Annotated in this window: 21 protein-coding genes; 15 read left to right on the forward strand and 6 right to left on the reverse strand. The window is 48.9% G+C overall.

Going from position 1 to position 24,414, the window contains the following annotated elements:
• Positions 1–126: 126 nt before the first annotated feature.
• Complete coding sequence (locus MKY22_RS06505) at positions 127–678, reverse strand: beta-class carbonic anhydrase (RefSeq protein WP_035397969.1); 552 nt, start codon at positions 676–678, stop codon at positions 127–129.
• Positions 679–1,014: 336 nt separating this feature from the next.
• Here MKY22_RS06505 and adhE point away from each other — a divergent pair, with 336 nt between their 5' ends.
• The 3 genes from adhE to MKY22_RS06520 all read left to right on the forward strand — a co-directional run bounded on the left by adhE (position 1,015) and on the right by MKY22_RS06520 (position 8,374).
• Positions 1,015–3,609 carry a bifunctional acetaldehyde-CoA/alcohol dehydrogenase gene (gene adhE / locus MKY22_RS06510; protein WP_341087589.1) on the forward strand — a complete coding sequence of 865 codons (2,595 nt, stop codon included), beginning with the start codon at positions 1,015–1,017 and terminating at the stop codon, positions 3,607–3,609.
• A 190-nt stretch (positions 3,610–3,799) separates the two neighbouring features.
• Positions 3,800–5,200, forward strand: coding sequence for a hypothetical protein (locus MKY22_RS06515; RefSeq protein ID WP_341087592.1), 1,401 nt, complete (start codon positions 3,800–3,802; stop codon positions 5,198–5,200).
• A gap of 459 nt (positions 5,201–5,659) precedes the next feature.
• Positions 5,660–8,374 carry a bifunctional 2',3'-cyclic-nucleotide 2'-phosphodiesterase/3'-nucleotidase gene (locus MKY22_RS06520; protein ID WP_341087594.1) on the forward strand — a complete coding sequence of 905 codons (2,715 nt, stop codon included), beginning with the start codon at positions 5,660–5,662 and terminating at the stop codon, positions 8,372–8,374.
• A 38-nt stretch (positions 8,375–8,412) separates the two neighbouring features.
• On the opposite strand, the gene MKY22_RS06525 is transcribed toward MKY22_RS06520, so the two are convergent.
• Together MKY22_RS06525 and MKY22_RS06530 are read right to left on the reverse strand one after the other, a co-directional pair.
• Positions 8,413–9,156: a hypothetical protein gene (locus MKY22_RS06525; protein ID WP_341087597.1), complete on the reverse strand. Its 744-nt coding sequence runs from the start codon at positions 9,154–9,156 to the stop codon at positions 8,413–8,415.
• A 13-nt stretch (positions 9,157–9,169) separates the two neighbouring features.
• Complete coding sequence (locus MKY22_RS06530) at positions 9,170–9,295, reverse strand: LysR family transcriptional regulator (RefSeq protein ID WP_341087599.1); 126 nt, start codon at positions 9,293–9,295, stop codon at positions 9,170–9,172.
• A gap of 101 nt (positions 9,296–9,396) precedes the next feature.
• Here MKY22_RS06530 and MKY22_RS06535 point away from each other — a divergent pair, with 101 nt between their 5' ends.
• The 8 genes from MKY22_RS06535 to MKY22_RS06570 all read left to right on the forward strand — a co-directional run bounded on the left by MKY22_RS06535 (position 9,397) and on the right by MKY22_RS06570 (position 18,888).
• Complete coding sequence (locus MKY22_RS06535) at positions 9,397–10,416, forward strand: ketopantoate reductase family protein (RefSeq protein ID WP_341087600.1); 1,020 nt, start codon at positions 9,397–9,399, stop codon at positions 10,414–10,416.
• A 13-nt stretch (positions 10,417–10,429) separates the two neighbouring features.
• Positions 10,430–11,167, forward strand: coding sequence for an acetoacetate decarboxylase (locus tag MKY22_RS06540; protein ID WP_133208109.1), 738 nt, complete (start codon positions 10,430–10,432; stop codon positions 11,165–11,167).
• 90 nt (positions 11,168–11,257) lie between these two features.
• On the forward strand, positions 11,258–11,776 hold the full coding sequence (locus MKY22_RS06545) for a GrpB family protein (protein WP_341087608.1): 519 nt from the start codon (positions 11,258–11,260) through the stop codon (positions 11,774–11,776).
• Positions 11,769–12,215: a DinB family protein gene (locus MKY22_RS06550; protein WP_341087610.1), complete on the forward strand. Its 447-nt coding sequence runs from the start codon at positions 11,769–11,771 to the stop codon at positions 12,213–12,215. The genes MKY22_RS06545 and MKY22_RS06550 overlap by 8 nt, the downstream gene beginning before the upstream one ends.
• A 19-nt stretch (positions 12,216–12,234) precedes the next feature.
• Complete coding sequence (locus tag MKY22_RS06555) at positions 12,235–13,119, forward strand: alpha/beta fold hydrolase (protein WP_214729798.1); 885 nt, start codon at positions 12,235–12,237, stop codon at positions 13,117–13,119.
• Between the two features lie 484 nt (positions 13,120–13,603).
• Positions 13,604–14,725, forward strand: coding sequence for a GTP-binding protein (locus MKY22_RS06560; protein WP_214729814.1), 1,122 nt, complete (start codon positions 13,604–13,606; stop codon positions 14,723–14,725).
• Between the two features lie 111 nt (positions 14,726–14,836).
• Positions 14,837–16,360, forward strand: coding sequence for a cardiolipin synthase (locus MKY22_RS06565; protein ID WP_341087613.1), 1,524 nt, complete (start codon positions 14,837–14,839; stop codon positions 16,358–16,360).
• Between the two features lie 152 nt (positions 16,361–16,512).
• Positions 16,513–18,888 (forward strand): glycoside hydrolase family 31 protein, encoded by a 2,376-nt coding sequence (locus MKY22_RS06570; protein ID WP_341087615.1) that lies wholly within the window; start codon positions 16,513–16,515, stop codon positions 18,886–18,888.
• 75 nt (positions 18,889–18,963) lie between these two features.
• Here MKY22_RS06570 and MKY22_RS06575 read toward each other — a convergent pair whose 3' ends face one another.
• The 3 genes from MKY22_RS06575 to MKY22_RS06585 all read right to left on the reverse strand — a co-directional run bounded on the left by MKY22_RS06575 (position 18,964) and on the right by MKY22_RS06585 (position 21,155).
• Entirely contained in the window at positions 18,964–19,764 is an 801-nt protein-coding gene (locus MKY22_RS06575; RefSeq protein WP_341087617.1) for an SMI1/KNR4 family protein, read from the reverse strand.
• Positions 19,765–19,874: 110 nt separating this feature from the next.
• Positions 19,875–20,456, reverse strand: a complete 582-nt coding sequence (locus MKY22_RS06580) for a DUF1643 domain-containing protein (RefSeq protein WP_341087619.1) — start codon at positions 20,454–20,456, stop codon at positions 19,875–19,877.
• Between the two features lie 15 nt (positions 20,457–20,471).
• A complete protein-coding gene (locus MKY22_RS06585) occupies positions 20,472–21,155 on the reverse strand; it encodes a lytic transglycosylase domain-containing protein (RefSeq protein ID WP_058704753.1) in 684 nt (227 codons plus the stop codon).
• A 107-nt stretch (positions 21,156–21,262) separates the two neighbouring features.
• Between MKY22_RS06585 and MKY22_RS06590 the strand changes: the two genes are divergently transcribed.
• The 4 genes from MKY22_RS06590 (at position 21,263) to MKY22_RS06605 (ending at position 24,414) form a co-directional block, all read left to right on the forward strand.
• Positions 21,263–21,937: a CPBP family intramembrane glutamic endopeptidase gene (locus MKY22_RS06590; protein WP_214729803.1), complete on the forward strand. Its 675-nt coding sequence runs from the start codon at positions 21,263–21,265 to the stop codon at positions 21,935–21,937.
• A 136-nt stretch (positions 21,938–22,073) separates the two neighbouring features.
• Positions 22,074–22,508 carry a hypothetical protein gene (locus MKY22_RS06595; protein ID WP_231681706.1) on the forward strand — a complete coding sequence of 145 codons (435 nt, stop codon included), beginning with the start codon at positions 22,074–22,076 and terminating at the stop codon, positions 22,506–22,508.
• Between the two features lie 410 nt (positions 22,509–22,918).
• Entirely contained in the window at positions 22,919–23,599 is a 681-nt protein-coding gene (locus MKY22_RS06600) for an ABC transporter ATP-binding protein (protein WP_341087631.1), read from the forward strand.
• Positions 23,596–24,414, forward strand: coding sequence for a hypothetical protein (locus MKY22_RS06605; RefSeq protein ID WP_341087632.1), 819 nt, complete (start codon positions 23,596–23,598; stop codon positions 24,412–24,414). Before MKY22_RS06600 ends, MKY22_RS06605 begins: the two co-directional genes overlap by 4 nt.

A 24,414-nucleotide genomic window follows, 5' to 3' on the forward strand; every position in this document is an offset into this window, starting at 1 on the left:
TCACTGAAAATGACTCATACGAAAAAACGTGCCATCCTTCTCCGGTAAGAGAGAATGGCACGTTATCTTTAGTTTAAAGCGGAGTAAATCATCCAATTCTATTTGCGTTTCTTCTATAGAGAGTGATCAGCAATCGACGACGTCAAGCTTACCAGTACCTGGATCGATGACGAGTCCGTGGACGTTCGTCCCAGGTGGCAGTAATGGGTGGTTCTTCACGAGGCTGACTGAGTGAGCGACGCTTTCTTGAACTGACGTGAAGCCACGCAACCATTGATTCAAATCAACCCCGGATACTTCGAGTGTATGAAGAATCTGTTGGTCGATTCCCCGATCCTTCATCTCGTTGATCATGTGGTTAGGATCAATCGTGCTCATTCCACAGTCGTGGTGACCGATGACGACGACTTCTTCAGCGCCAAGAGCATACAACGCAACGAGAATCGAGCGCATAACGGAGCCGAATGGGTGCGATAGGATAGCACCGGCATTTTTGATGATCTTCGCATCCCCGTTCTTAAGACCAAGTGCGTGTGGGAGGAGCTCCGTCAAGCGGGCATCCATACACGTCAGGATGACGACCTTTTTGTCTGGGAACTTATCCGAGACGAACTGTTCATACTGTTTTTCGGCGACGAATCGCTCGTTGAAGGCTAGCATTTCCTGTACAACTGACATTCAAGTGTCCTCCTTTAGTGGTAGCTCTTAATATGTACCCCATATCAGAATACAAGATGATGAAACGGCTATCAAGTCACGAAAATGCAAGGTGTGACAAATCGCACACATCCATGTACATGAAGCAAAACGATAAAAAAGAAGAATTTAAAACAGTTGTAAACGCTATCAAAGGTGTGAGGGAATTCACAGGATGGTCATGCACAAAACAAGAAAAAGGGGTTATGATTGATTTGTGAAGGAAAGCACAAACTATTGAAAAACAGCTTGGCATTCCTGACATAATGGTTGGCAAATCAAACTCAGATTCGTTCCACGACAGGGAGGAAACCACTCATGGCTGTGAAAGAAAAAACAAAATCGACGGCAACGCCGGTCGAACAAGCAGTTGGGCAAATCGTTGAAAAAGGGCAACGTGCATTACAAGAATTACTGACATTCGATCAAGAAAAAATCGACACGATCGTCCGGGATATGGCACTTGCCGGACTTGAACGGCACGTCGAACTCGCTCGTCTCGCAGCAGAAGAGACGGGACGCGGTGTCTTTGAAGATAAGATGATTAAAAACATTTTTGCGACAGAATACATCTACAATAGTCTACGTCATGAAAAAACGGTCGGGATTCTCGAAGAAGATGTCCAAAACGGCATCACCTATATCGCTGAACCGGTTGGTGTCGTCTGTGGTGTCACACCGGTCACGAACCCGACATCAACGACGATGTTCAAAGCATTGATTGCGATCAAGACACGCAACCCGATCGTCTTCGCGTTCCATCCATCGGCACAACGTTGTTCCGTTGAAGCAGCGAAAACACTCCGTGACGCAGCCATCAAAGCCGGGGCACCAAAAGACTGTATTCAATGGGTGGAAGAACCATCACTTGAAGCAACGAAAGTCTTGATGAACCATGAAAAAATCGCCATGGTCCTTGCGACAGGTGGAGCAGGAATGGTCAAATCAGCGTATTCAACTGGTAAACCGGCACTCGGTGTTGGACCAGGGAACGTTCCGTGTTACATCGAACAGTCTGCGAAAGTCAAACGGGCAGTCAGCGATCTTGTTCTCTCAAAAACGTTTGATAACGGGATGATTTGTGCGTCTGAGCAAGCCGTCATCGTCGACCAAGAGATTTATGCGACTGTTCGTGCGGAAATGGAAGCACTCGGTTGTTACTTCTGTACACCGGAAGAAAAACAACGCCTCGAATCACTCGTCATCAAAACCGATACATGTGCCGTCAACGCGGACATCGTCGGGAAACCTGCGACATGGATCGCAGAAAGAGCCGGCATCGACGTTCCGGAAACAACGGTCATGCTCGTCGCGGAACTCGAGCACGTCGGGGCAGCAGAACCACTGTCTCATGAAAAACTCAGTCCGGTCCTCGGTGCGTACCGCGTCGCATCAACCGAAGAAGCGTTCACGATTGCCGAACAGATGCTTGAAATCGGTGGTCTCGGTCATACAGCTGTCATTCATACGACGAACGATGATTTGATGACAGCTTTCGGACTCCGCATGAAAGCCTGCCGGATCCTCGTTAACAGCCCATCTGCTCACGGCGGAATCGGTGATCTGTACAACGAGTTGACACCATCACTGACACTCGGTTGCGGATCATACGGGAAAAACTCTGTTTCTGAAAACGTGACAGCGAAACACTTACTCAACGTCAAAAAGGTGGCGAGACGACGCGTGAACATGCAATGGTTCAAGGTTCCTGAAAAAATCTACTTCGAAAAGAACTCTGTTCAGTACTTGCGGTCGATGACTGACGTCTCACGCGTCATGATAGTCACGGATCCAACGATGGTACAGTTCGGGTATGCCGATAAAGTGATTCAAAACTTGCCACAGTCCGTCAGTTACCGGATCTTTGACCAAGTCGAACCAGATCCATCGGTGACGACTGTTCAGACGGGTGCTCAAGCGATGCGTGACTTCAAACCTGACTTGATCATCGCTCTCGGTGGTGGTTCAGCGATGGATGCTGCAAAAGGAATGTGGCTCTTCTATGAACAACCGAACGAAACGTTCTCAAACTTACGTCAAAAATTCCTCGATATCCGCAAACGGGCGTATCAATTCCCGACACTCGGTCGTCAAGCGAAGTTCGTCGCGATTCCAACGACTTCTGGTACGGGTTCAGAAGTAACACCGTTCACCGTCATCACGGATAAAGAGAAAAACGTCAAATACCCGATTGCTGACTATGCGTTGACACCAGACGTCGCAATCGTTGATCCAGAATTCGTCATGACCGTCCCAGCTTCAATCACTGCTGATACCGGAATGGATGTCTTGACGCATGCGACAGAAGCATACGTCTCGGTGCTTGCGAACGACTACACGGATGGACTGGCACTCAAAGCAATCAAGATGATCTTCGACTACTTGCCACGAGCATATGCTAACGGATCAGACGCCGAAGCACGCGAAAAAGTGCACAATGCGTCAACGATGGCAGGGATGGCATTCGCGAACGCCTTCCTCGGCATCAACCACTCGATCGCACACAAAATCGGTGGCGAGTTCCACACGCCACACGGACGGACGAATGCGATCCTGATGCCACACGTCATTCGCTATAACGCGTCACGTCCAACAAAACTAGCAGCATTCCCGAAATATGAATCATTCGTTGCGGATGAGCGGTATGCCGACATCGCACGCTACCTCGGTCTTCCGGCAGCAACGACGGAGCAAGGGGTCGAATCCCTCATCCAAGCCGTTGCTGATCTTGGACAACGTCTCAACATCAAGATGTCATTCAAGGCGCAAGGCATTCAAAAAGCAGACTTCGAGGCAAAACTCGACAAGATGGCAGTCGATGCTTTCGAGGATCAATGTACGACAGCGAATCCGAAGATGCCGCTTGTCGCTGAGTTACGGACGATCATGGAACAAGCATACGAAGGCATCTAAATAGAGAAAAATACCATGGCACCTGATCGTTCAACCGGCTTCTCACTGTGAGAAGCCGGTTTTTGTTTTGGGAATCAGTGGAGACAGTCAGAGAAAAAGTGGGATATAATGGCTGTTGAATGAATTTGATGTTTTTGGTTTCGCTGTAGCAGGAATATTCAAACATCAGACATAAAAAGGAGGAAATGGGATGGAGTCAAGGCAAGAAAGGAAACAACGACGGTTTTCCGTCTGGGATGTCCTGTTTGGCGTCCTCATCGGTCTCATCTTTTTCGGTGTCATCTATGGTGTGATGGCATTTTTGACTTCACAAATCACCTCATCCTCAGACTATCAGGATCTCGTGACGCAGATGCAACAGGCGGACGTCTCCTGGAAAGATGCAGACATCACGGTGTCATTGATGCTACTGTTCGTCGGTGGGCTATCGATCACGATGCCGAGCGCGGTCCGGGAAGGAATCATCAATCAGGTGCTCGATGCGAGTTCTGCCGGCGATGTCTTATCGTTGTTTGGGATTGACTTAAAGCAAGTCCTTGCACCACTTACGTTTGATGTCTCTTACGGCACGTTACTCTATTCCGTTTTTGGCATCGGTTTGATCGTCCTGTTATTTTTGGTGTTACGGATTAAGGCAAGTCGTCTCGGGTGGACGATTCGATCGATCAGTTTCTTCTTAACGGTCGGAATCATCTGGTTCGTCCTTGCCGGACGCGGAAACGACGTGCCGTTCCTCTCGTTACAAGACGGCTATGCGATGAGTGGGATCCTACCGCTTCTCGTCGTCAGTTTGCTTGGTTGGATGGCGTTCTTCCCGCAAAAGTTATCTGGTCTGACAGCTGCCGGTCGTGCCAGCTTGCTGATTTTGATGCTCGCAAGTACACTTCAACTCGTCTTTACGGTACAGGACGAAGCGGAATATGACGGCGATTCCTCACTACGGACGGCACTCACCGTCGCGAGTCTGAACGCCGGAAGTGGCGGGATGTACGACTGGATCCACGGCGGTCAGGTCGTGTATCAAGCAGACGTCCTTGGAGCGAATGCGGAAATCCCGGTCTCGATGTTGAACGGGGAGACCTCAACGGATCAGCTCAATGACTCGATCCAAAAAGTCGTCGATGGAATCGACACGGACCGGGTGACAGAACAATTGTTGACGTTACTCGGTGGAGAACGTCCGGATTTGTCAGCAACACAATTGAAGCTCGATCCGGTTGATTACGGTGTCGCACGGCAGACGATCCAAGTAATTGATGCGGAATCGGCAGGAGCGACGCCACCAAATGTCTCGAGTGAGAGTGCGTACTGGGTGCTGTTGCTCGTAACGTTCGCGATCTACTTTGTCTGTAGTATCCGAAGCTTCAAGTCGATCATCGATCCGTTCGTCTTTGCGATCGCGATCGGTGTCATCAGCTTCATCGTCAGTCAAGCTTCATACGTTCAGTTCGCGATGAAATGGCGCAGTGACGTCTTATTCGAGTTCGCTCAACAGACGGCAGGCTGGACGGTACTCTACGCTGCAGGTCTTGCGTTACTTGCCGGAATTCTTGGTTATGTCGTCCGACGGAAACCAGAGAAAACGGTTTAAGGGACGTGGAGTGATGAAGCTCATGCACCATGAATCCAGACGACGAACGTTGCTGTAACTCATTCTTGCTTTCTACAGTCGAGAGATAAGCCATGGAATCTTAAGCTTCATTTCACGGGCCGAACCTGACCCTGACGAAAGCGAAGCGCGTGCTTTCTTTTCCTATAGGAGTCGAGAATGAACAGATACGTTTTACATTAATTGAAACGATACTTTTTCAGGACTAAATCTTGATAAAGTATCGTTTTTTTTGTATGAATCATACAACGATGTAAAACACCTTTTTTTACCATTTAAACTTGATTTGTAAAGGGAAAAACAACAATGTTAAGCCAGTATTTGGAATTGGTTAAGTAGGTTAAATAAGACGGATGTCCGACCTATTTGAAAGGACTATTAGCTATAATCGAATCATGCTAAATTAATGAAGCAGTCAAAACATCCTGGGGGGAAATCCATATGAAAAAAGCAACGAAACTCGTCATCGCGTCGACATTGATCGCACCGATGCTCGTACCAGTCGTTCAAGTCAAGACACTTGCTGCCGACAACAGTGTCGTCAAGTTACGCTTCTTAGAAACAACGGATTTACATACGAACTCAATGAACTACGATTACTTCAAGGATGCGCAGGACGAAACGATTGGTCTCGTCAAAGCGGCTACAGTCATCAAAAAGCAACAAGCTGAAGTGGGCGTTACGAATAGCTTCTTGTTCGATAACGGAGATACACTTCAAGGAACGCCATTCGGTGATTACGTCAAGAATCAGTATGACAAAGGAAACAAAGGCAAACATCCGATGTATGAATTGATGGAATACCTCGGTTATGATGCGGTCACGCTCGGAAACCATGAATTCAACTTCGGTCTTGATTTCCTCAAGTCAGCGATGAGTGCTTCGAGCGGTTCAATCAAGTTCGTCAACTCGAACGTATTGGATGCAGTCACGAAAAAGCCGATCGTCGCGGACTACAACAAAGATGGAAAAGACTATCAAATCATCGAACGTCAAGTCAAGGACCAGAACGGTGACATGAAAACAGTCAAGGTGGGTGTGTTCGGAGTCGTCACGCCACAAATCATGGCATGGGATGCGGGGAACCTGACGGGGAAAGTCACGGCTGAAGATATCATCCCGACTGCTAAAGCAACAGCGAAAAAATTAAAAGATGCTGGCGCAGACGTCGTCGTAGCACTCGCACACACAGGGATCGGAGATACGACGGATCAAAAAGATGGCGATGAGAACGTTGGCTACGCGTTGACGAAAGTCGCAGACATCGATGTCTTGATGACAGGTCATCAGCACGGGAAGTTCCCAGCAGCCGATTCAGCGTTCAACAAGCTGCCGAACGTTGACGCGACGAACGGTCTAATCAATGGCAAACCGGTCGTCATGGCAAACACACAAGGGAAAAACGTCGGAGTCATCGATCTTCAGTTGAAGCAAGTCGACGGGAAATGGGTCGTTGATACGTCTGGTGCGAAACTAGCGGACGTGACGAAAGACACGACAGCAGATGCCGGTGCTGTCAAGTTGATCGAAAAAGCACATGAAGGAACGCTCGCTTACATTCGTCAAGAAGTCGGGACGATCAATGATGATATCCAGAGCTTCTTCGCTCTCGCGCAAGACGATGATTCAGTTCAGTTCGTAACGAACGCTCAGAAATGGTATGTCGAGAAACAACTCAAAGAAAATGCCGATCTTGCGAAATATAAAGATCTCCCGTTGTTGTCTGCTGGTGCACCATTCAAGACAGGTGGTCGTAACCAGGTCAACGCATCTGATTACACCTTGATCAAAAAAGGACCAATCGCACTCAAGAACGTCGCCGATCTCTATGTTTATCCGAATACACTCGAAGTCGTCAAAGTAACAGGGGCTGACGTCAAAGACTGGCTCGAAATGTCAGCTGGTCAGTTCAACCAAGTCGGCGGTGAGCAAACGAACTTGTTGAACAAAGAATTCCGTAGTTATAACTTTGATATCCTCGATGGATTGACGTATGAAATCGACATCACGAAACCAGCGAAGTTCGACTTTAACGGTGTCGTTGTCAATAAAGACGCAAATCGCGTCCAAAATATCAAGTATCAAGGTAAAGCGATCGCAGACGATCAAGAATTCCTTGTCGCGACGAACAACTACCGCGCAGGCAGTGCGACGTTCCCAGGTCTTGGTGGCGGAAAGAATATCGTCTACAAATCAGCCTACGAAACACGTAATGTCATCTCGGACTTCATCAAAGCGAAACAACCGGTTGATTATAAAGCTGATGACAACTGGTCACTCGTCGCAAGCAAACCGACGACGGTCAGCTTTGATTCAGCGGCTGCAGCTGCACCGTACGTCAAGCGGTATGAAGGCATCACGAACACAGGTGAAACACGTCCAGGTGAGACAGGTACGTTCCTTAAATTCAATATGAACGTTCCGATGAAAGACTTCACGGTCTCGGCAAAAGCAGTTAAACCGGGTGCAAAAGTCGTTACTGGTCAAGCCGTTCCAGGTGCGAAAGTCACAGTCAAACTTGGCGAAAAAGTCCTTGGAACAGCAACAGCAAACGAAGCGGGTCAATACGAAGTCGTGACACGTCCGCTCAAATTGCGTGACAAGTTGACGATCGTCTCGGAACTCAGCTTTATGAAGACAGAAACGAACGTCAAAGTCGGAACAGGTGTCGTTTCGACACCAGCGATCGATAAAAAGTCAGCAGTCTACGGTTCAACGGTCCTCCGCGGTAAAGCAACGGAAGGCCTTGACGTGACGCTCTATAAAGGATCAACGAAGATCGCGAAAGCGAAAACGACGGCAAGCGGCTTCAAGATTGCGGTCAAGAACGGTCTAACGACAGGTACGTACACGGTCAAGTCGACAGACATCTCGAACAAGATCACGAAAAAAGCGTCGTTCACGATCAAGAACACGTATCCGGTCAAAAAATGGTCAGGCAAAAAGACGTTGACAGGTAAAGTCGAAAAACGACAAATCGTCCGCCTCTACCAAAAAACAGAATCTGGTTATCAATTGATCGCTCAAGACGTGGCGGATCAGCACGGGAACTATGTCTTGAAGATGCGTAAGGCATTGAAGAACGGCTCGTACAAACTCAACATCTATACAGCGAAAGATCATCTCGATCAGTCACGCTACTTCATCACGAAGTAATATGTCACACGGATGTCTGCATATGCAGGCATCCGTTTTCATGTGGTTAGATATGTGCGTTGTGAGAGCAGAAATCGTTTAATGCGTTCGTAGATGGTTGCTTGCTCGACTGTTAATTGATTCGTCGCGTGCGACATGTAAAGTCGTGATGTAATGGTAAACACATCGTCTGTGATGAAAGGAAGTCCCATCTCGCGACAGACGGAGACGGGAACGAAGCTGAAATACCGTTGCTGGCGTAAGGCGAGTTGCAGTGAGACGTCATCAATATAGTGCGAGGTATCGGCATAGATGTTTAGTTCCGCCATCTTCAATTGGATGAAGCGGTTGTAGTCCTTATTGTGGGAGGGAAACAAAAAGGCAGTCTCCGTTGCATCCGTATAGAGCGTCGTAATCGCTTCTTTCTCTGAATAAGAAGCAGGATAGGTGATGACGATATCCTCTTCCACGATCGGTTCGCTCGTAATGAGCGGATGCTTGAGTTCCATAAAGCTAATCGAGAAATGGAATTCTTGATGAAGCAGACCGCTTAAAATGTCGCGGTTCGAGAGGATGTCCGAATTGAACAAGGGCGCCGTCTGAGGCAAGAGAAATTCTCGTAGAATCAATTGGATGAAGCGACCATGCGAACTGGCAAGACTGAGTGGCGTTTCGGTAGAGGCATCATTTCGCGCCATGCGTTCCTGGACCCGTGTTAGCTCGTGTTCGATTTTTTCGACCGACTGCAGTAGAAGTCGTCCATTGTCGGTCAAGCTGATCGTTCTGCCTTTTCGATGAAACAACGTCGTGTTTAATTCACGCTCCAGTTTTTTTGATCGTCGTACTAAGGGCAGGCTGACTGATGAATAATCGTTCGGCAGCACGCGTCACGTTCAATTCCTCCGCGACGTGACGAAAATAATTCAAATGTAAGAGTTCCATGATATCCTCCTGACATAACCTATAGGTTATTAAAATATATAAATATATATATTTTTGTTTATGATGAAACCAGTATATCGTAAATACCAGAGGTGATAGAAATGAAAATCGGAATTTACGGAGCAGGATCACTAGGAACCATCATGGGAGCTTATTTAAGTCAACAGTATGAGGATGTCGATTTGATTGATACGAATCGCGCACATATCGAAGCGCTGAATACAACAGGCGCGCATGTCATTGGACCAGATTTGACGCAAGCCGTCCATGCGATGCATCCGGATGACGTCACGGAGATGTACGATATCGTATTGTTGCTAACGAAGCAGGTCTACAATGAACCGGTCCTGGCGAAAGTCCGGACGATTTTGAAGGAAGACGGTATTCTCGTCTCCTTGCAAAACGGTGTACCGGAAGAATTCATTCAACAACAGATTCCACGCGAACGCATCATCGCGGGATCCGTCGAGTTCGGAGCGACGTACGTCGGACCAGGTGAGTCACGTCTGACATCGGATTACGAGCATTTCAAGACGTATGCGATGCAAATCGGTGAACTGAACGGCAAGAAGACGGACCGGATCGTCCAACTGAAGGGCATCCTTGATCACATCGGTGGGACGGAGATCTCTGATAATCTACCGGGAACGAAATGGTCAAAACTCGTCATCAATAGTACGTTCAGTGGGTTATCCGCTGCGTGTAACGGTACGTATGGCGACGTTCTCGATCATCCGGTCTTGCTACGGGCAGCGATCCATACGATGCAGGAAGTCGTTGAAGTCGGTCACGCCCACGGCATCACATTCGCGCCGATGAGTACGTTTGAGCCGGCAGCCTACGCAACACTAGACGATATCGATGAAAAACTGATCACCGTGCCACAATTGATGCACGGGTCGCGTGACTTAGAAGCGAGCATGTTGCAGGACTTACAAAAAGGGCAACCGACCGAAATTCGTTTCATTAATGGGATCGTCACGATGTATGGCAACATGTACGATATCAAAACGCCGTTCAACTCACTCATTCAAGAAATCGTCGAAGAAGCGCAAGCAGCGAAGACAGTTCCTAATTTTGAAACAAGTGTCGCACGCTTTGCCGCATTGTTAAACGCATAAAGGAGGGATTCAGATGAGACAGGAAGATGTAAAAAATATCGTCGCGACACCGATCAATGCACCGGTCTTTCCGGCGGTCGATATCTTCTTTCGGAATCGGGAATACTTGAACATCATCTATGAGACGGACATCGAAGCGTTACAAGCAGTCGTTCCGGAACCGCTCGAGGTGCTGAGTAATCAGATCAAGTTTGAGATCATCAACATGCCGGATAGCACAGGTCTTGGGAGTTATCTCGAGTGCGGGCAAGTCATTCCGGTTCGGTATCAAGGAGAGGTCGGTGAGTTTTACCTCTCGATGTATGTCAACAATCAGCCGGCGATCGCCTCTGGTCGTGAAGTGGCTGCGTTTCCGAAGAAGTATGGTTCACCCCGGCTTTATCTCGACAATGATGTACTCGTTGGAACGCTTGACTACCATTCACTCCGTGTCGCCCAAGCGACGATGGGATACAAGTATGTTCCGATGGCAGTCGAAGAAGCACAATCGATCATCGGTGCGCCGCAGTTCATGCTCAAACAGCATCGCGGTTATCAAGGCGAGTTGATCATCTCCGAGCTGACGCGGAGTCAAATCACGGATCTTGAGATTAAAGAAGCATACCGTGGACCAGCGCGACTTCAGTTATTCGAACATGTCATGGCACCACTCGCTGACTTCCCTGTTCGGAAGATCGTCGATGCCCAGCATATCATCGCTGATCTTCGACTTGGTGGACCTGCGAAACTGTATGATTATTTAACGGATTAACGACTCTCTAACATTAACGACCTCCAAAATGGATGGTCGTTTTGTTTTACCCCAAAAACTGGCATACTGAATTGAGAGGGGGAAACGACCATGCGACAAGTCATTGTGTTACCGTATCAATCAGAATGGGCGAGTGAATACTCACGAGAAGCGGACCACTTACGGGAGGTGTTCGGAGCACGCCTTAAGCAGATTCATCATATGGGGAGTACATCAGTTCCGGGACTCGCAGCAAAGCCGATCATCGATATCCTGCCTGTCGTCGATGCGCTCGAGGGAATCGAGCAGTTTGATGAACCGATGAAAGCACTCGGTTACGAAGCGAAGGGTGAATTCGGCATGCCGGGACGCCGCTATTACCGAAAAGGCGGCGACGAACGGACGCATCACATCCATCTCTATGCGGCGGGAAATCCAGAAATCATGCGTCATCTCGTCTTCCGGGATTACTTACGTACCCATCCAGAAGAAGCCGCTGCTTACGGAGCATTAAAGGAACAATTAGCGACAACATATCCGTTCGATATCGAAGCCTATATCGCCGGCAAGGATGCGTTCGTCAAGGAACTCGAACTCCGCGCAATTGCTTGGGGGAACGCGCATGACTGACTGGGAACGTGCTCTCATTCGCCATGTCAGTGTTGGTGTAAAGACGTCGAAAGTCTTGTTTGAGAAGATCGAGGCGCAGGACTGGGACGCGCAACCGATCCCCGGGAAGCGGACCGTCGGTGAAGTCGCCGTCCATCTTGCTGTATTGCTTGAAGCCGATTTGATGATCGCAGAAGGAGCAACGGCAGAAGCGATGCAGGCATTTTATGCGGAACCGGTCATGTGCAATCAGTTATCAGAGCGAATCAATCAAGCCTTTCGGGTCTATCAAGAAAAAGTCACAATCGGATTTTTGACGCGTCCGACGTACTGGGAGGTTACCGACTCGATGAACGGCTGGGCGATCGAAGCAGCCGTGCATCTCTATCATCATCGATCCCAGTTATTTGATTACTTGAACATCCTTGGGTACGAACTAGAGATCTCGTTATTTGAATGAATGGAAGTAGGGATAGTGTATGGAATATATCGTCGAAACATCAGCCGGTCGATTTGATACCCGGTTGACGGGAAGTGGGGACGTCACATTCGTCCTCGATCACGGGATGATGTCGAATCGGCATCAGTGGGGCTGGCTCCGAACTGAATTATTGAAACGGGGGCGGGTCTTTGAATATTCGCGTCTCGGTTATGGGCGGTCGAGTCGTGGCAAAAACAAACGACTCTTTACACATCAAGCGGATGAGTTGGCAGATGTTTTACGGATACTTCAAGTCGAAGGACCCTATGTCTTCATCGGTCACTCGCTCGGAGCTTATATCTCCCTTGCAAGTGGACGCCTGTTTGCAGACGAGACACGCGGCATCGTCTTGCTCGATCCGTCGCACCCGGATGTCGATGCGGCATTGCCGAACTGGTACGAACGAACACAAGAGGAGTGGAATCGATTCCTCTATTTCCTTAGTCACGTCCGACCGATCGCCTGGATGATTCCTGATCGTCTCGGCAAAAAGATGTTCAGTGTCTTACCGGAAGCCGATCAATTACCGATGTGGCAGCATTTTGCGGCACCTGGGCATTGGCAGGGAACGCTCGATGAATGGCGAACGGTCGAGGAGAACAATCAGATGATTCTTTCGTTGATCGAAGACGTGACGCAGCCGGTCCTCGTCCTGTCCGCTTCGAACTGGGCGGGTGGTATGCCAGAAAGTTGGTTGAACCCGGCATTGACCGAACAAATCAATGCGGCTCACGCTGCGTTCGCTGACAGTTTACCGAACGGAATGTATCATGTGATTGCAGATACGAATCATTACACGATCGCCGGATTTTCACACGAGGCAGCGGAGCGGATCACGGATTTGATTGGCTCGACATGGGATTTACCGATTCAAAGTCAGTAGTAAGGTTACGCTTTTTCGTTTCGCTCGAATCGTTTTCCTGGGACAAGCATCGCGCCGGTACATTTCGTTGCAAGGTCGCTCCTGCTTGTATTTCCCTAAAAAGAAATTCCGAGCGGAAAAAAGTTTCTTTTCTTGTGCTTCGGAATATCTGACGGAGCTGACTCTAAAGCCAGTATCTACAAAGAATGACGAATGACGCGTCACACGCCACTCCTACAGGAAAAAGCGCATTATGCGCTGTCAGAGACGAACAAGACCCGCTTTCCTGCTTGAAGGAAGCAGGATAACTGGCTTGTGTCTCGCCTGAGGAAAGGGCGTGAGAAGATGCGTCATTTTTTTGGAGTCAGCCCGGTCTACTCCTTGAGTCGATGCTTATCGGCTTTTTTTAGGGAACAAAATAAATCGAAATCATTACGATTGACGTCAGGTGAAAAGTCGGTTACTCTATAAAACGTAACGATTACGTTTTAGGAGATGAATGATGATGCAACCGATATCGATCACCGTTTTATCTGGATATCTTGGATCCGGTAAAACGACACTATTGAACCATTTACTACATAATCGCGAAGGGCGCCGCCTCGCGATCATCGTCAACGATATGAGTGAGGTCAACATTGACGCGGCATTGATTGAGCAAGGCGGATTCTCGCGAACGGAAGAGTCGTTCGTCACACTTTCGAACGGGTGCATTTGCTGCACGTTACGTGACGATTTATTACTTGAAGTCAAACGCCTCGTCGACCAAGGCGATATTGACGGTATCGTCATCGAATCGAGTGGTATCTCGGAACCGATTCCAGTTGCACAGACTTTTACGTACGAAGATCCGGACAGTGCCATCGACTTATCACAAGTCACGAAAATCAATGCGATGGTCACGGTCATCGATGGGTACCGTTTCCTGAAGGACTTCGAATCCGGTGAATCGTTGATTGAGCGGAAACAGGCCGTCGATGAGACAGACGTGCGTGAAGTCGTCGATCTACTCGTCGATCAAGTCGAGTTCGCGGATATCATCGTCTTGAATAAAGTAGATCGTCTGACTCCAGAAGAACGCCATACCGTCATCGGCTATCTAAAGGCATTAAATCCAGTTGCCCGCTTGATTGAGACGACATATGGTCAAGTCGATCCGGCAGACATCTTAGACGTTGATCTATTTGATTTTGAACAAGCGGCAGCGAGTGCCGGTTGGATTCGCGAGTTGAATGCGGAAGAACATATTCCGGAAACGGAAGAGTACGGAATCAGTTCGTTCGTCTACAAGCGCGACGTGCCGTTCCACCCGGAGCGCTTGCTAGCCTTGATTGAAGACTGGCCGCAAGAAGTCGTCCGGGCAAAAGGCTTTTTGTTCCTTGCGACACGTCCTGAGATGGCATTGTTGTTCCATCAGGCAGGATATGCGTCGAACATGGAATACGCTGGTCGTTTTGCATCAGATGAGGATCGACGGACCGAACTCGTCTTGATCGGCATCGGACTGGAGAAAGAGAAGCTCGAAGCGCTATTCGATGCGTGTCTCGTCCAGGAACACGAAACGGATTGGGCGTCACTGAATGATCCAATCCCTGGTCGCGAGATGTACGAAGAAAACTTTCTATAAGAGGTCAATCTTTCGAGAAACCGTATCTGCGGTTTCTCTTTTTTGTTATATTTTCATAGTGAATGGGGAAAGAATACTAGTGAAGGTATGTAAATTGAAGGAGGAAGGTCTGTGCGTAACCGGATTTTACAATTCGCACTCGTATTTTTAGTCGCCGGTGGCATCATTTGGGGACTATATCAACTCGGCTATTTATTTTATGTCTTAACGATTTCAGCGACGGTCGTGCCGCTTGCTGTCATCATGATCATCTTCATCGAGAACCGGACCGCAGAATCAACGATCGCTTGGTTTCTCGTTCTAATTTTCTTACCGATTCTCGGAGTCATCATCTGGTTGATGTTCGGTCGGAATCCACGGCGTCGGCGCCGGAATCGTCGTTCGCATGATGAAAGGAAATTGCTCAAGCAAGCGATTCGTCCAGTTCGGTCGCTTGCTGTCAGTGAGTTGCCACCGAATCACTTGAAGCTTGCGAACACGATTCGTAACTTTGGTGGTGGCGGGGTGGACGTTCATACAGCAAGTGAGATTCTGACGAACGGGGAAGAAACGTTCCCGGCGATTCTTGACGCAATTCGTCAAGCGCAGCATCACGTCCACATCCAGTACTACATCTATCGCAACGATGAGACAGGTAAGTCGATCCGGGAAGCATTGATCGAGCGACTCGAAGCGGGAGTCGAAGTGCGATTCATGTATGACGGACTCGGAAGTTATATGCTCGGTGAAAACTTCTTGCGCCCGCTACGCGACGCGGGAGCGCATATCGCAGCCTATGACCCAATCTCAAGTCCCTTGTTCATCTTCACGGCGAACTTCCGCAATCACCGGAAAATCGTCGTCGTTGATGGAAAAGTCGGATTCACCGGTGGATTGAACGTCGGGGATGAGTACGACGGTAAGAGTAAGAAGTTCGGTTTTTGGCGTGATACGCATTTGCGGCTTGAAGGACGCGCCGTCAAGGAATTACAAGCGACGTTCCTCGACGACTGGATCTATGCCCGAATCGAATCGGACGACACATGGGAGACGTTTGCGGGGGAAGAGACAATCCACCAGTACTTCCCGAAACATGATGTTGCGTCCGACGGAGCGATTCAAATTGTCACGAGCGGACCGACCTCAAAGGATCCCGCGATTCGCAATGCCTTGATTGCGGCCATCATCTCGGCGCAACGCTCGATCTGGATTGCGACACCGTATTTGATTCCGGACAATGAGACGATGACGCTACTTCGACTTGCTGCACGTGCCGGGCTTGACGTCCGCATCCTGACACCGGGGAAAGGCGATAGTTTTACGTCTTACTACGGCACCCGTTCCTACTTTGGACCACTCCTGAAAGATGGGGTCAAGATTTACACGTACAACCGTCACTTCATCCATGCCAAACTGTTTCTCGTCGACGGCAAGATTGGGGCTGTCGGAACGGCAAACATGGACATTCGCAGTTTTGTCCTCAACTATGAACTAATGGCGTTCCTGTACGATACGAAAAGTGCCGAGCAGCTCGAGCGTGACTTCATTGCTGATTTCGATGTCTCGATTCAGTTATCATCGAATGATTACGTCAAACGCCCGCTCCGTTTCCGGATTTTCGAGTCACTTTCGCGCTTGATTTCACCCTTATTATGACGTAACGTCCCGCATCTATTTTCAGGTGCGGGACATTTTTAGGTTGATTCTTCCTTGAAGTGGGAACATGAACTCTTATACACTAGATGTGTAATCGGTTGCACACTACTTAGCCTGGAAGGAAGTGAAAGGGACGGAAGTCCCGAACCCGTATGCGAACAATTGATGAATCCCATTTCTACACGCGCGACATGAAACCACAAGCACGACCAGACGCTATCATCCAAGGAGATGTCTACCGTTTCACGGTCTTGACGAGTCGGATGATTCGACTCGAATACGCGGCGGATGGACAATTCGAGGATCGACCGACCCAAACGGTCTTCAATCGTGATTTCCCGGTACCTGCTTACCGCATCGTCGAAAACGAGGAAGAATTGCAAATCATCACCGAGCACGTCCATCTGCATTATACAAAGGGACCGTTCGCTGCGAACACACTTTATATCGATGTTTTAGGGAACTTCAGTACCTATTACAGCCGTTATACGTTCGGCGGACCGCTCCGGACATTAAAAGGAACGGCACGGACGCTTGACCACGCGGACGGTGTCATTCCTCTCGAGGAAGGAATTGTCTCACGGCAAGGATACGCGGCGATCGACGATTCGAACGCCTTCGTGCTGACGGAAGACCACTTCGTCGAACCGCGTCGCTCCGGTACGCATGACATCTATTATTTCGGATACGGTCACGACTACAAACAGGCACTGCGTGACTTCTACCACCTGACAGGACCGACACCGATGTTACCGCGTCAGGTACTTGGCAACTGGTGGAGTCGCTACTGGCGATATAGTGAGAAAGAATACAAGGACTTGATGACACGCTTCAAGACGGAAGATATTCCGTTCTCGGTCAGCGTTATCGACATGGACTGGCACGTTACCGATATTCCGGAACGATACGGGAGCGGTTGGACGGGTTATACGTGGAACCGTGATCTATTCCCGGATCCAAGCGGCTTCTTGCAATGGTTGAAGGACGACGACCGGATGGTCACGCTTAACTTGCACCCGGCGGACGGGGTGCGTGGGTTTGAGGAAGCATACGAGGCGATGGCGGTCGCAATGGGTGTTGATCCCGAATCGGATGTCCGGATTCCGTTTGATTTTTCGGACCGGACGTTCATTGAGAACTACTTCACGAAGTTGCATCATCCGCATGAGGCGGATGGCGTCGACTTTTGGTGGATCGACTGGCAACAGGGCGCGAACTCGAAGATGAAGGGGCTCGATCCGCTCTGGATGCTCAACCATTATCATGCGCTTGATATCGCCCGCGATGGTAATCGACCGTTGATCTTCTCACGTTACGCGGGACCCGGAAGTCATCGTTATCCGGTCGGTTTCTCGGGCGATACGATCATCTCGTGGGCATCGCTCCAATTCCAGCCGTATTTCACGGCGACAGCGTCGAACATCGGTTACGGCTGGTGGAGTCATGATATCGGGGGGCACCAGCGCGGGGAAAAAGATGACGAGTTATCGACACGTTGGCTCCAGTACGGTGTCTTCAGTCCGATCATGCGTCTGCATAGTACGATGAGCATCTTCAATGGGAAGGAACCATGGCGCTATTCGACCGATGCGGCGAACGTCATGAAGAAATATTTACGACTCCGGCATCAGCTTGTGCCGTACATCTACACGATGAATGCCCGCAATCACTTTGACGGCTTGCCCCTCGTCTCACCGATGTATTATGAGCATCCAGAAGACGATCAAGCATACAATGTTCCGAATCAGTTTTACTTCGGAACGGAATTGATCGTTGCGCCGATGGTCACGCCGATGCATCGGAAACTGCACATGACAGCTGCGACTGCATGGTTGCCAGAAGGGGAATGGTTCGATTTCTTCAATGGGCACCGGTACCGTGGCGGCAAACAGATCCGTCTGTTCCGCTATCTCGAAGACCAAGGTGTACTCGCGAAAGCCGGTGCGATCGTCCCCCTCGGTCGTCATCTCGAACATTCGAATGCATTGCATAATCCGGACGATCTCGAAGTCGTCGTCTTCCCGGGAGCATCGAACCGGTTTACGTTGTTTGAAGACGACAGCACAGGGGTCGCACACCGCGACGGCGTCAATGTTGAGACGACATTCGCGCTCGATTGGGAAGCGCGTGAACTGACGATCGCTGCACCGACTGGACATCGTGACTTGCTACCGGAAAATCGGTCGATCACATTGATTTTACGTGGAGTCCGTGAAGGATACGTCCAGCGCGACGGAGAGAGTGTCACCGGTATCTATGATCATGCGACACAGTCCCTTCGTGTCGAACTGGGTGAAGTGACCGATACGATCACATTGTCGCTTCAAGTCGAGATCTCGACGAACGAGAACAAGATGGACCGGTTGTATGCATTCCTCGACCAAGCGGAAATCAGCTATGATTTGAAGGACCGTTTGTACCGCCTGCTGTCACAAAAGCTCGACCCGGTCAACATGATGCACCAGTTGCAAGCACTCGAACTCGAGAAGGATCTCGTCGATTGTCTGCTTGAGTTGATGTTGTCTTAAACGATTGGATAGGCATGCGAAAAAGCCAGTATTCGTCATCCATATGGACGAGGAATACTGGCTTTCTGGTTGAGGTCAGAACTCTTCGTCTATCTCTTCATCCATCCAAGATAGCAAGTCTTCTGCATCGAGATCGTCACCTTTACTGAGGATCAAGGTCGTGACGTCATCTCGTTTCTGTTCTAACAACTCCGGGTTGTTCGTCAAGACTTCCATGAGGTAATACGCATAAGAATCGAGGAAATCAGGCTGGTCGTTTCGTTCGATCAGTGTCATGAACGCTTCGATGAGTTCTTCCTGTTCTTCATCGAGAATCATCCAGTGGGAGTATGCGAGAAGTTTTTCGTTTTCGTCATCTCCACGGAGAATGTCCTTGATTTCAGGTAACGTCAGAAATACAACATCCGGCATGACGACTTCCGGAACATCGGTACTCAGCTTCGTTAACCACTCGTCATAGGTCGCCGCGACAAAATAGGTCGTTTCATCCGAAATATCGAGGCACCAGACAGTCGGCTCAGCAGCCTCCATGAAGTGGAAGTACCAAAAATAGCTCCCTTCTCCTTCCGCGAACATCATGACGTTTCCTTCGACATCCCATTCCCTGAGGACCGACAATTCGTCCAGATACCGTTCGAATGTCAATGACGTCATGGAGCGGAGTGGGAGGTGCAATCCGCTTTCTTCGTCCGACCATGTATTCTTGAACTCGACCATCACGGCCATAGCTTCTGGGGCACCACCGTTTTGTTCCCGGATTTGTTCGAGGTAACGGACGGGGAGTGAACCGTTGACGGCTTGCTCGATTCGTTGAATGTCTGTTTCTTTGACTGAAATCATCGTTTCTTCTTGTAGATCTTCATCCCAAAATGGCATCGTATGACCTTCCTTACTATGTAATGATTGATGTAGACCTTGATTATACGCAATATGTTTGGAAAATGTTTCGAAAAAAGACCCTGTCCATTAAGGAAGGGTCTATTGTGTCATTTACGACGCAATTTTTTCGCTTTTTGTTTCATGTCGTTATACGTGATCATTGGACTATCGTCCATCGTCAAGCGCAGATGGTTCGGTTCACCTTTGTTCGTTATGCCGGAGCAATAAAGGATGTCAGCATATTGATCAAACAGTTCCTCATATGCCGGCAAGTGGTGCATCAGACGACCAGGAGAACCCCAGCCACAGAGGACGACGCCATTTTTCGCTTTGACATCGGCAAGTGTCTTCGCGACGAACGCATAGTTCGTCTCATCGAAACTCGCTTGAGCGAATGGCAGATCCTCGCTGACGAGCAGGTCCGGCATCAAACTGATGATGTCATATTGTTTAACGGGATCACTGACATACTTCTTCATCAAATTGTACGCACGTTGTGTCGTCGTTCCGGAGAGAAAGGCGTCCGTCGTCCGTGGTGTGTAGATTAAAGCGGCGACGTGCGTTCCTTCTGCGATGTCGTCAAAGATATAGCTGCGTAAGTAGCGTTTCGTCTTGTCTCGATCAAACGTCGTCTGGACGCGGATCGACGATTCCTCAATCAAGAGTTCGGAAGAATCGGCTGGTGTCATGGGTGGTGCCTCCTTTTAATTGGTCAAACGTGAGCTGATGCGAAGGAAGAATGCGAGTGTCTTCTTCTTGAGGTCGAGGTCGTTCGCATCGATCGCCTCGACGTGTTGCTGGTAACGATCGTATTGGGCGAGCACGTCAGAAACATATTGTTCACTGCGATTGTATTCAAACAGTGCTGTCGCGAGCGTGTCTCGGTCGGATGTCTTCGTGACATCATGTTGTTTCAGGTATTTCGCTGCCGTGTGGGCGCTGTCGACGAGACTCGTCGGGTCAGCTTTCCCGTCGCCGTCCGCGTCCACTCCGAGACCACCATATTTCTCGATGGCTTCCGGATCCGTCACGTCGATGCCGTCATGCTCGATGTCACCGAGCGACGTGCCACCTTCGTATCCCCAACCGACCCATGTTTTCGGCATGAATTGGAATGGACCGATAGCGCCGACGGACGATTGCATCGCTGACGAGTTGGAGAAGATCGTCTCGACGCGATGAATGGAGGCGAGCAGCTTCCAGTCGATGCCGTAACGTGCCGCGGCTTGTTCGTAGATGTCGATGTTCTCGGCAGGTACGCCATGCTGTCCATAATACGTACGATACATTTCGTTTTGAACACGTTCCCGATTTTGCCAGTAGATGAAGCTACTGACGATGAGGGCGAACAGTACGAACAAGATGCTGATTCGAAAAACTTTTCGCATATTGTTCTCTCCTCTGTTTAGGATTCCACTGAATGGTATCATATTTTAGTAGGGTCTAATAGCACTTTCTGTGACGGGAGTGTGGAATCAAAAAAGGAGTCGAAGTCATGTATCTCTTCGTAAATGGATTTTTACTCGGATTGCTCGTCGTCCTTTCGATCATCGCAGCGGTCCGACCGGTCGATTTGACGATCGTCCCACGCAAGGAATTTTATCCCTCGATGGTCCAGTCGAGTGGTATCTTATGTCTGTTGCTCGTCGGCGGAACGCTGATCAGCGGTACACGGTTGCCAGAAATCGGCTTGACGTTTTTTGTCCCAAGTGGTCCGGTCTGGTACGCGACGATCGGACTGATCGTCCTTCTCTGCTTCGTCTTACTTTTGACGGCGACTGTTCCAGCGTTTCGCAAACGTTTGTTGCCGCTTTATCAAAGTGAGGCGGAGCGACTGATTCTGCCGCGAACGAAAGAGGAGCGGACCGGGTTTCAGATGGTCGCGCTGATGGCAGGGGTGACGGAAGAGTTGATCTATCGCGGTTTTCTCTTTCATGCTCTCGGATTATTTTTACCGTTTTCTAACATCAGTTTCGTCTGGATCGGGGCAATCTTGTTTGGTGTCGCACATCGTTATCAAGGATGGTTTGCGATCCTCGTCACGGGACTGATCGGGGCGGGATTCGGTTACTTGTATCTAGCACTCGAAACACTCTGGCCGCTGATCATCATCCATGTCTTGATCGATCTCGTTGCTGTCTACATTTACAAGGACGATGTTAATTCCTGACATCGTCAAAAAGCGTTGAATTTGATAGACTGAATGTCAAGCGAAGTCATCATTATAAAATGGTCAAGTTGACGGTTGCAGAACAGGTCAAATGACAGGTAAAATGAGAAGGTAAACGCTTACACATCAAAAGGAGATGGATGAAACCATGCGAACGATCACTTCCACTGGCGAGCGAAAGAAGACGAGTTGGACATTGAATATCGGCAATCAGCCACATTTGATGATGGATGGTGTGACAGAACAAACGCTTGATGCCGAACAACGTGTCGTTTACGACGAATTTTTGATTCCGACGACGGACACTTTGATTCATCGGTTCAAAGCCCGCTTCCCGAACCATCTCTGCGAGAACGGGTATGATGTGTATGGCGCTGCCGCTTTTGACGAACAGGTTGTCGAACTGATCTCCAATTGGTTCATCGAACTGGTCACGGTCTTAACAGCGATGCAGCGGACGAAAGGCATTCAGCATGTCCAGATTGAAGGCGGTGTCGCAAAACGGACTGACTTCTTACCGACCGTGCGTCGGACATGCCGGGCACTGGAGTCGACGATTGATATTTATTGAAACACCAGTCACGTGTTCAGAGGGGACGTCTATCAGGGCGTCCTCTCTTTTTTTAATCAACGAATCGAGAGAATTCGACGTCGTGAAAACAGCGTGCACTTTTTTGTTCATCTCGAATCGTTTTCCTGGGACAAGCATCGCGCCGCTTCACTTCGTTGCAGGGTCGCTCCTGCTTGTTTTTCCTTAAGAAGCGATTTCGAGTGAACAAAACGTCTCTCTTCTTTCATAAATTAAAAAGCAAAAACGAAGTCGAATACTCGCGGAGTCGGACATGATTGTTCGGCTCCTTTTCATTTTCTGGATGATAGCAGGAAAAAACAGGTTGACGCTAGACTGTATGGCATGTACCATACAGTTAACAGATGTACTATTGTCTTAATACAATGGTGGGAATTGAGGGAGGAAGTCTAATGCTTGAAGTGAAGGGGCTACAAAAGCGATACGGACGAAAAAAGCACGTCTTACGTGACGTGACGTTCTCTGTCGGTCTAAACGAAGTGACATGTCTGATCGGTTTAAACGGGGAAGGAAAGTCAACGATTTTAAAAGCAATTCTCGGTCTGATTCCGGTGGATGCCGGGACGGTGACAGTCGACGGTAAAGCGTCGCGCGACCAGATCGCGTTCGTGCCTGATCTCCAGACGATGCCGAGCTACATGACGATCGGACAAGCGCTCGTATATATGGCAGATCATTATCCGGACTGGAATCAAGAGACAGCGGAACGGTTACTGCAGACGTTTCAGCTGTTTACGACGGATAAAATGGCGAACTTATCAAAAGGGAACAAAGCGAAGTTCAATCTCGTCTTAGGATTCGCCCTCGATCGACCGTACATATTACTCGACGAACCGCTCGCGGGAATCGATTTGTTCATGAAGGAACAGATTGCCTGGATTTTCTCAAGTGAGTTCATGGAAGGACGAAGCATCCTGATGACGACTCACGAAATCGCTGAAGTCGAGCAGGTGATCGACCGAGTGTTGTTCTTACGGGACGGAAAGATCGTCGAAGTCAAAGAGACGGATGAACTGCGAGGTCGTCATCATCAATCGGTCCAAGACCGGATGCGGGAGGTATATCAAGGATGAAACGTTGGTTGTTATTAACGAATGAAGAACTGAAACGAAGTACGAAATTACTGGTGTTGTTGATTTCAGGCTTGATCGTCGCGGAAATCGCGTCTCTGCTCTATCAAATTTACGATTATCAAAGCACGATCGAGAAAACGATGCGGATTGAACAGATATCAGAAATGGACGCAATTGCGCGAGCAGGTGGTGCGTTGACATTCGCACAGGCAACGGATTTTTACGATTCAATCATTGTATTAGCAATGGGGATGATCATCCTGTTTGCGTTCTGGATTTGGTACCGCGACTGGATAGGTGAGACGAAGTACATCTACAGATTGCTATTGTTACCGGGATCACGCCGGGCGATTTTTGGGTCGAAAATGACGGCACTCTTACTTGTCGTGACTAGTTTGATCGGAATTCAGTGGGGGCTGTTGTTGCTTAGTCGTAATCTCTACTTATGGTTGTTACCAGATGCTCAACAGATCACAGCCAGCATCAATGAATACTCCATCTATATGAAGTTGTTCTATACGATGTATCCGAGTGATATTTTATTCATCTTACTGATGACATTCATCGTCATCTCGTTCGTCTTCATGACAGTATTACTTGAACGATCGTTCCGAAAGGGAAAAGCGTTCTTGCTCGTCGGATTACATGGGATTGCGTTGATTGGCGGTTATATCATTTTGGGCTTAGCATTGTCAGCTATTTCGAACGATTTGAGTCAACTGCACATGCAATTTTATCTCGGGTACATCGTGCTCTTAACGTTATATGTGTCGTACAAAAATCTGCGGTTAGTCCAGACGCGTCTATCCGTCTAA

The organism is Exiguobacterium sp. FSL W8-0210 (assembly GCF_038006045.1).
Taxonomy (GTDB): Bacteria; Bacillota; Bacilli; order Exiguobacteriales; family Exiguobacteriaceae; genus Exiguobacterium_A.

What these genes read in the sequence shown, in the direction of transcription:
- MKY22_RS06505 (WP_035397969.1), bottom strand. Translation starts at nt 678, where the DNA reads ATGTCAGTTGTACAGGAAATGCTAGCCTTCAACGAGCGATTCGTCGCC.
- adhE (WP_341087589.1), top strand. Translation starts at nt 1,015, where the DNA reads ATGGCTGTGAAAGAAAAAACAAAATCGACGGCAACGCCGGTCGAACAA.
- MKY22_RS06515 (WP_341087592.1), top strand. Translation starts at nt 3,800, where the DNA reads ATGGAGTCAAGGCAAGAAAGGAAACAACGACGGTTTTCCGTCTGGGAT.
- MKY22_RS06520 (WP_341087594.1), top strand. Translation starts at nt 5,660, where the DNA reads ATGAAAAAAGCAACGAAACTCGTCATCGCGTCGACATTGATCGCACCG.
- MKY22_RS06530 (WP_341087599.1), bottom strand. Translation starts at nt 9,295, where the DNA reads ATGGAACTCTTACATTTGAATTATTTTCGTCACGTCGCGGAGGAATTG.
- MKY22_RS06535 (WP_341087600.1), top strand. Translation starts at nt 9,397, where the DNA reads ATGAAAATCGGAATTTACGGAGCAGGATCACTAGGAACCATCATGGGA.
- MKY22_RS06540 (WP_133208109.1), top strand. Translation starts at nt 10,430, where the DNA reads ATGAGACAGGAAGATGTAAAAAATATCGTCGCGACACCGATCAATGCA.
- MKY22_RS06545 (WP_341087608.1), top strand. Translation starts at nt 11,258, where the DNA reads ATGCGACAAGTCATTGTGTTACCGTATCAATCAGAATGGGCGAGTGAA.
- MKY22_RS06550 (WP_341087610.1), top strand. Translation starts at nt 11,769, where the DNA reads ATGACTGACTGGGAACGTGCTCTCATTCGCCATGTCAGTGTTGGTGTA.
- MKY22_RS06555 (WP_214729798.1), top strand. Translation starts at nt 12,235, where the DNA reads ATGGAATATATCGTCGAAACATCAGCCGGTCGATTTGATACCCGGTTG.
- MKY22_RS06560 (WP_214729814.1), top strand. Translation starts at nt 13,604, where the DNA reads ATGCAACCGATATCGATCACCGTTTTATCTGGATATCTTGGATCCGGT.
- MKY22_RS06570 (WP_341087615.1), top strand. Translation starts at nt 16,513, where the DNA reads ATGCGAACAATTGATGAATCCCATTTCTACACGCGCGACATGAAACCA.
- MKY22_RS06575 (WP_341087617.1), bottom strand. Translation starts at nt 19,764, where the DNA reads ATGCCATTTTGGGATGAAGATCTACAAGAAGAAACGATGATTTCAGTC.
- MKY22_RS06580 (WP_341087619.1), bottom strand. Translation starts at nt 20,456, where the DNA reads ATGACACCAGCCGATTCTTCCGAACTCTTGATTGAGGAATCGTCGATC.
- MKY22_RS06585 (WP_058704753.1), bottom strand. Translation starts at nt 21,155, where the DNA reads ATGCGAAAAGTTTTTCGAATCAGCATCTTGTTCGTACTGTTCGCCCTC.
- MKY22_RS06590 (WP_214729803.1), top strand. Translation starts at nt 21,263, where the DNA reads ATGTATCTCTTCGTAAATGGATTTTTACTCGGATTGCTCGTCGTCCTT.
- MKY22_RS06595 (WP_231681706.1), top strand. Translation starts at nt 22,074, where the DNA reads ATGGATGAAACCATGCGAACGATCACTTCCACTGGCGAGCGAAAGAAG.
- MKY22_RS06600 (WP_341087631.1), top strand. Translation starts at nt 22,919, where the DNA reads ATGCTTGAAGTGAAGGGGCTACAAAAGCGATACGGACGAAAAAAGCAC.
- MKY22_RS06605 (WP_341087632.1), top strand. Translation starts at nt 23,596, where the DNA reads ATGAAACGTTGGTTGTTATTAACGAATGAAGAACTGAAACGAAGTACG.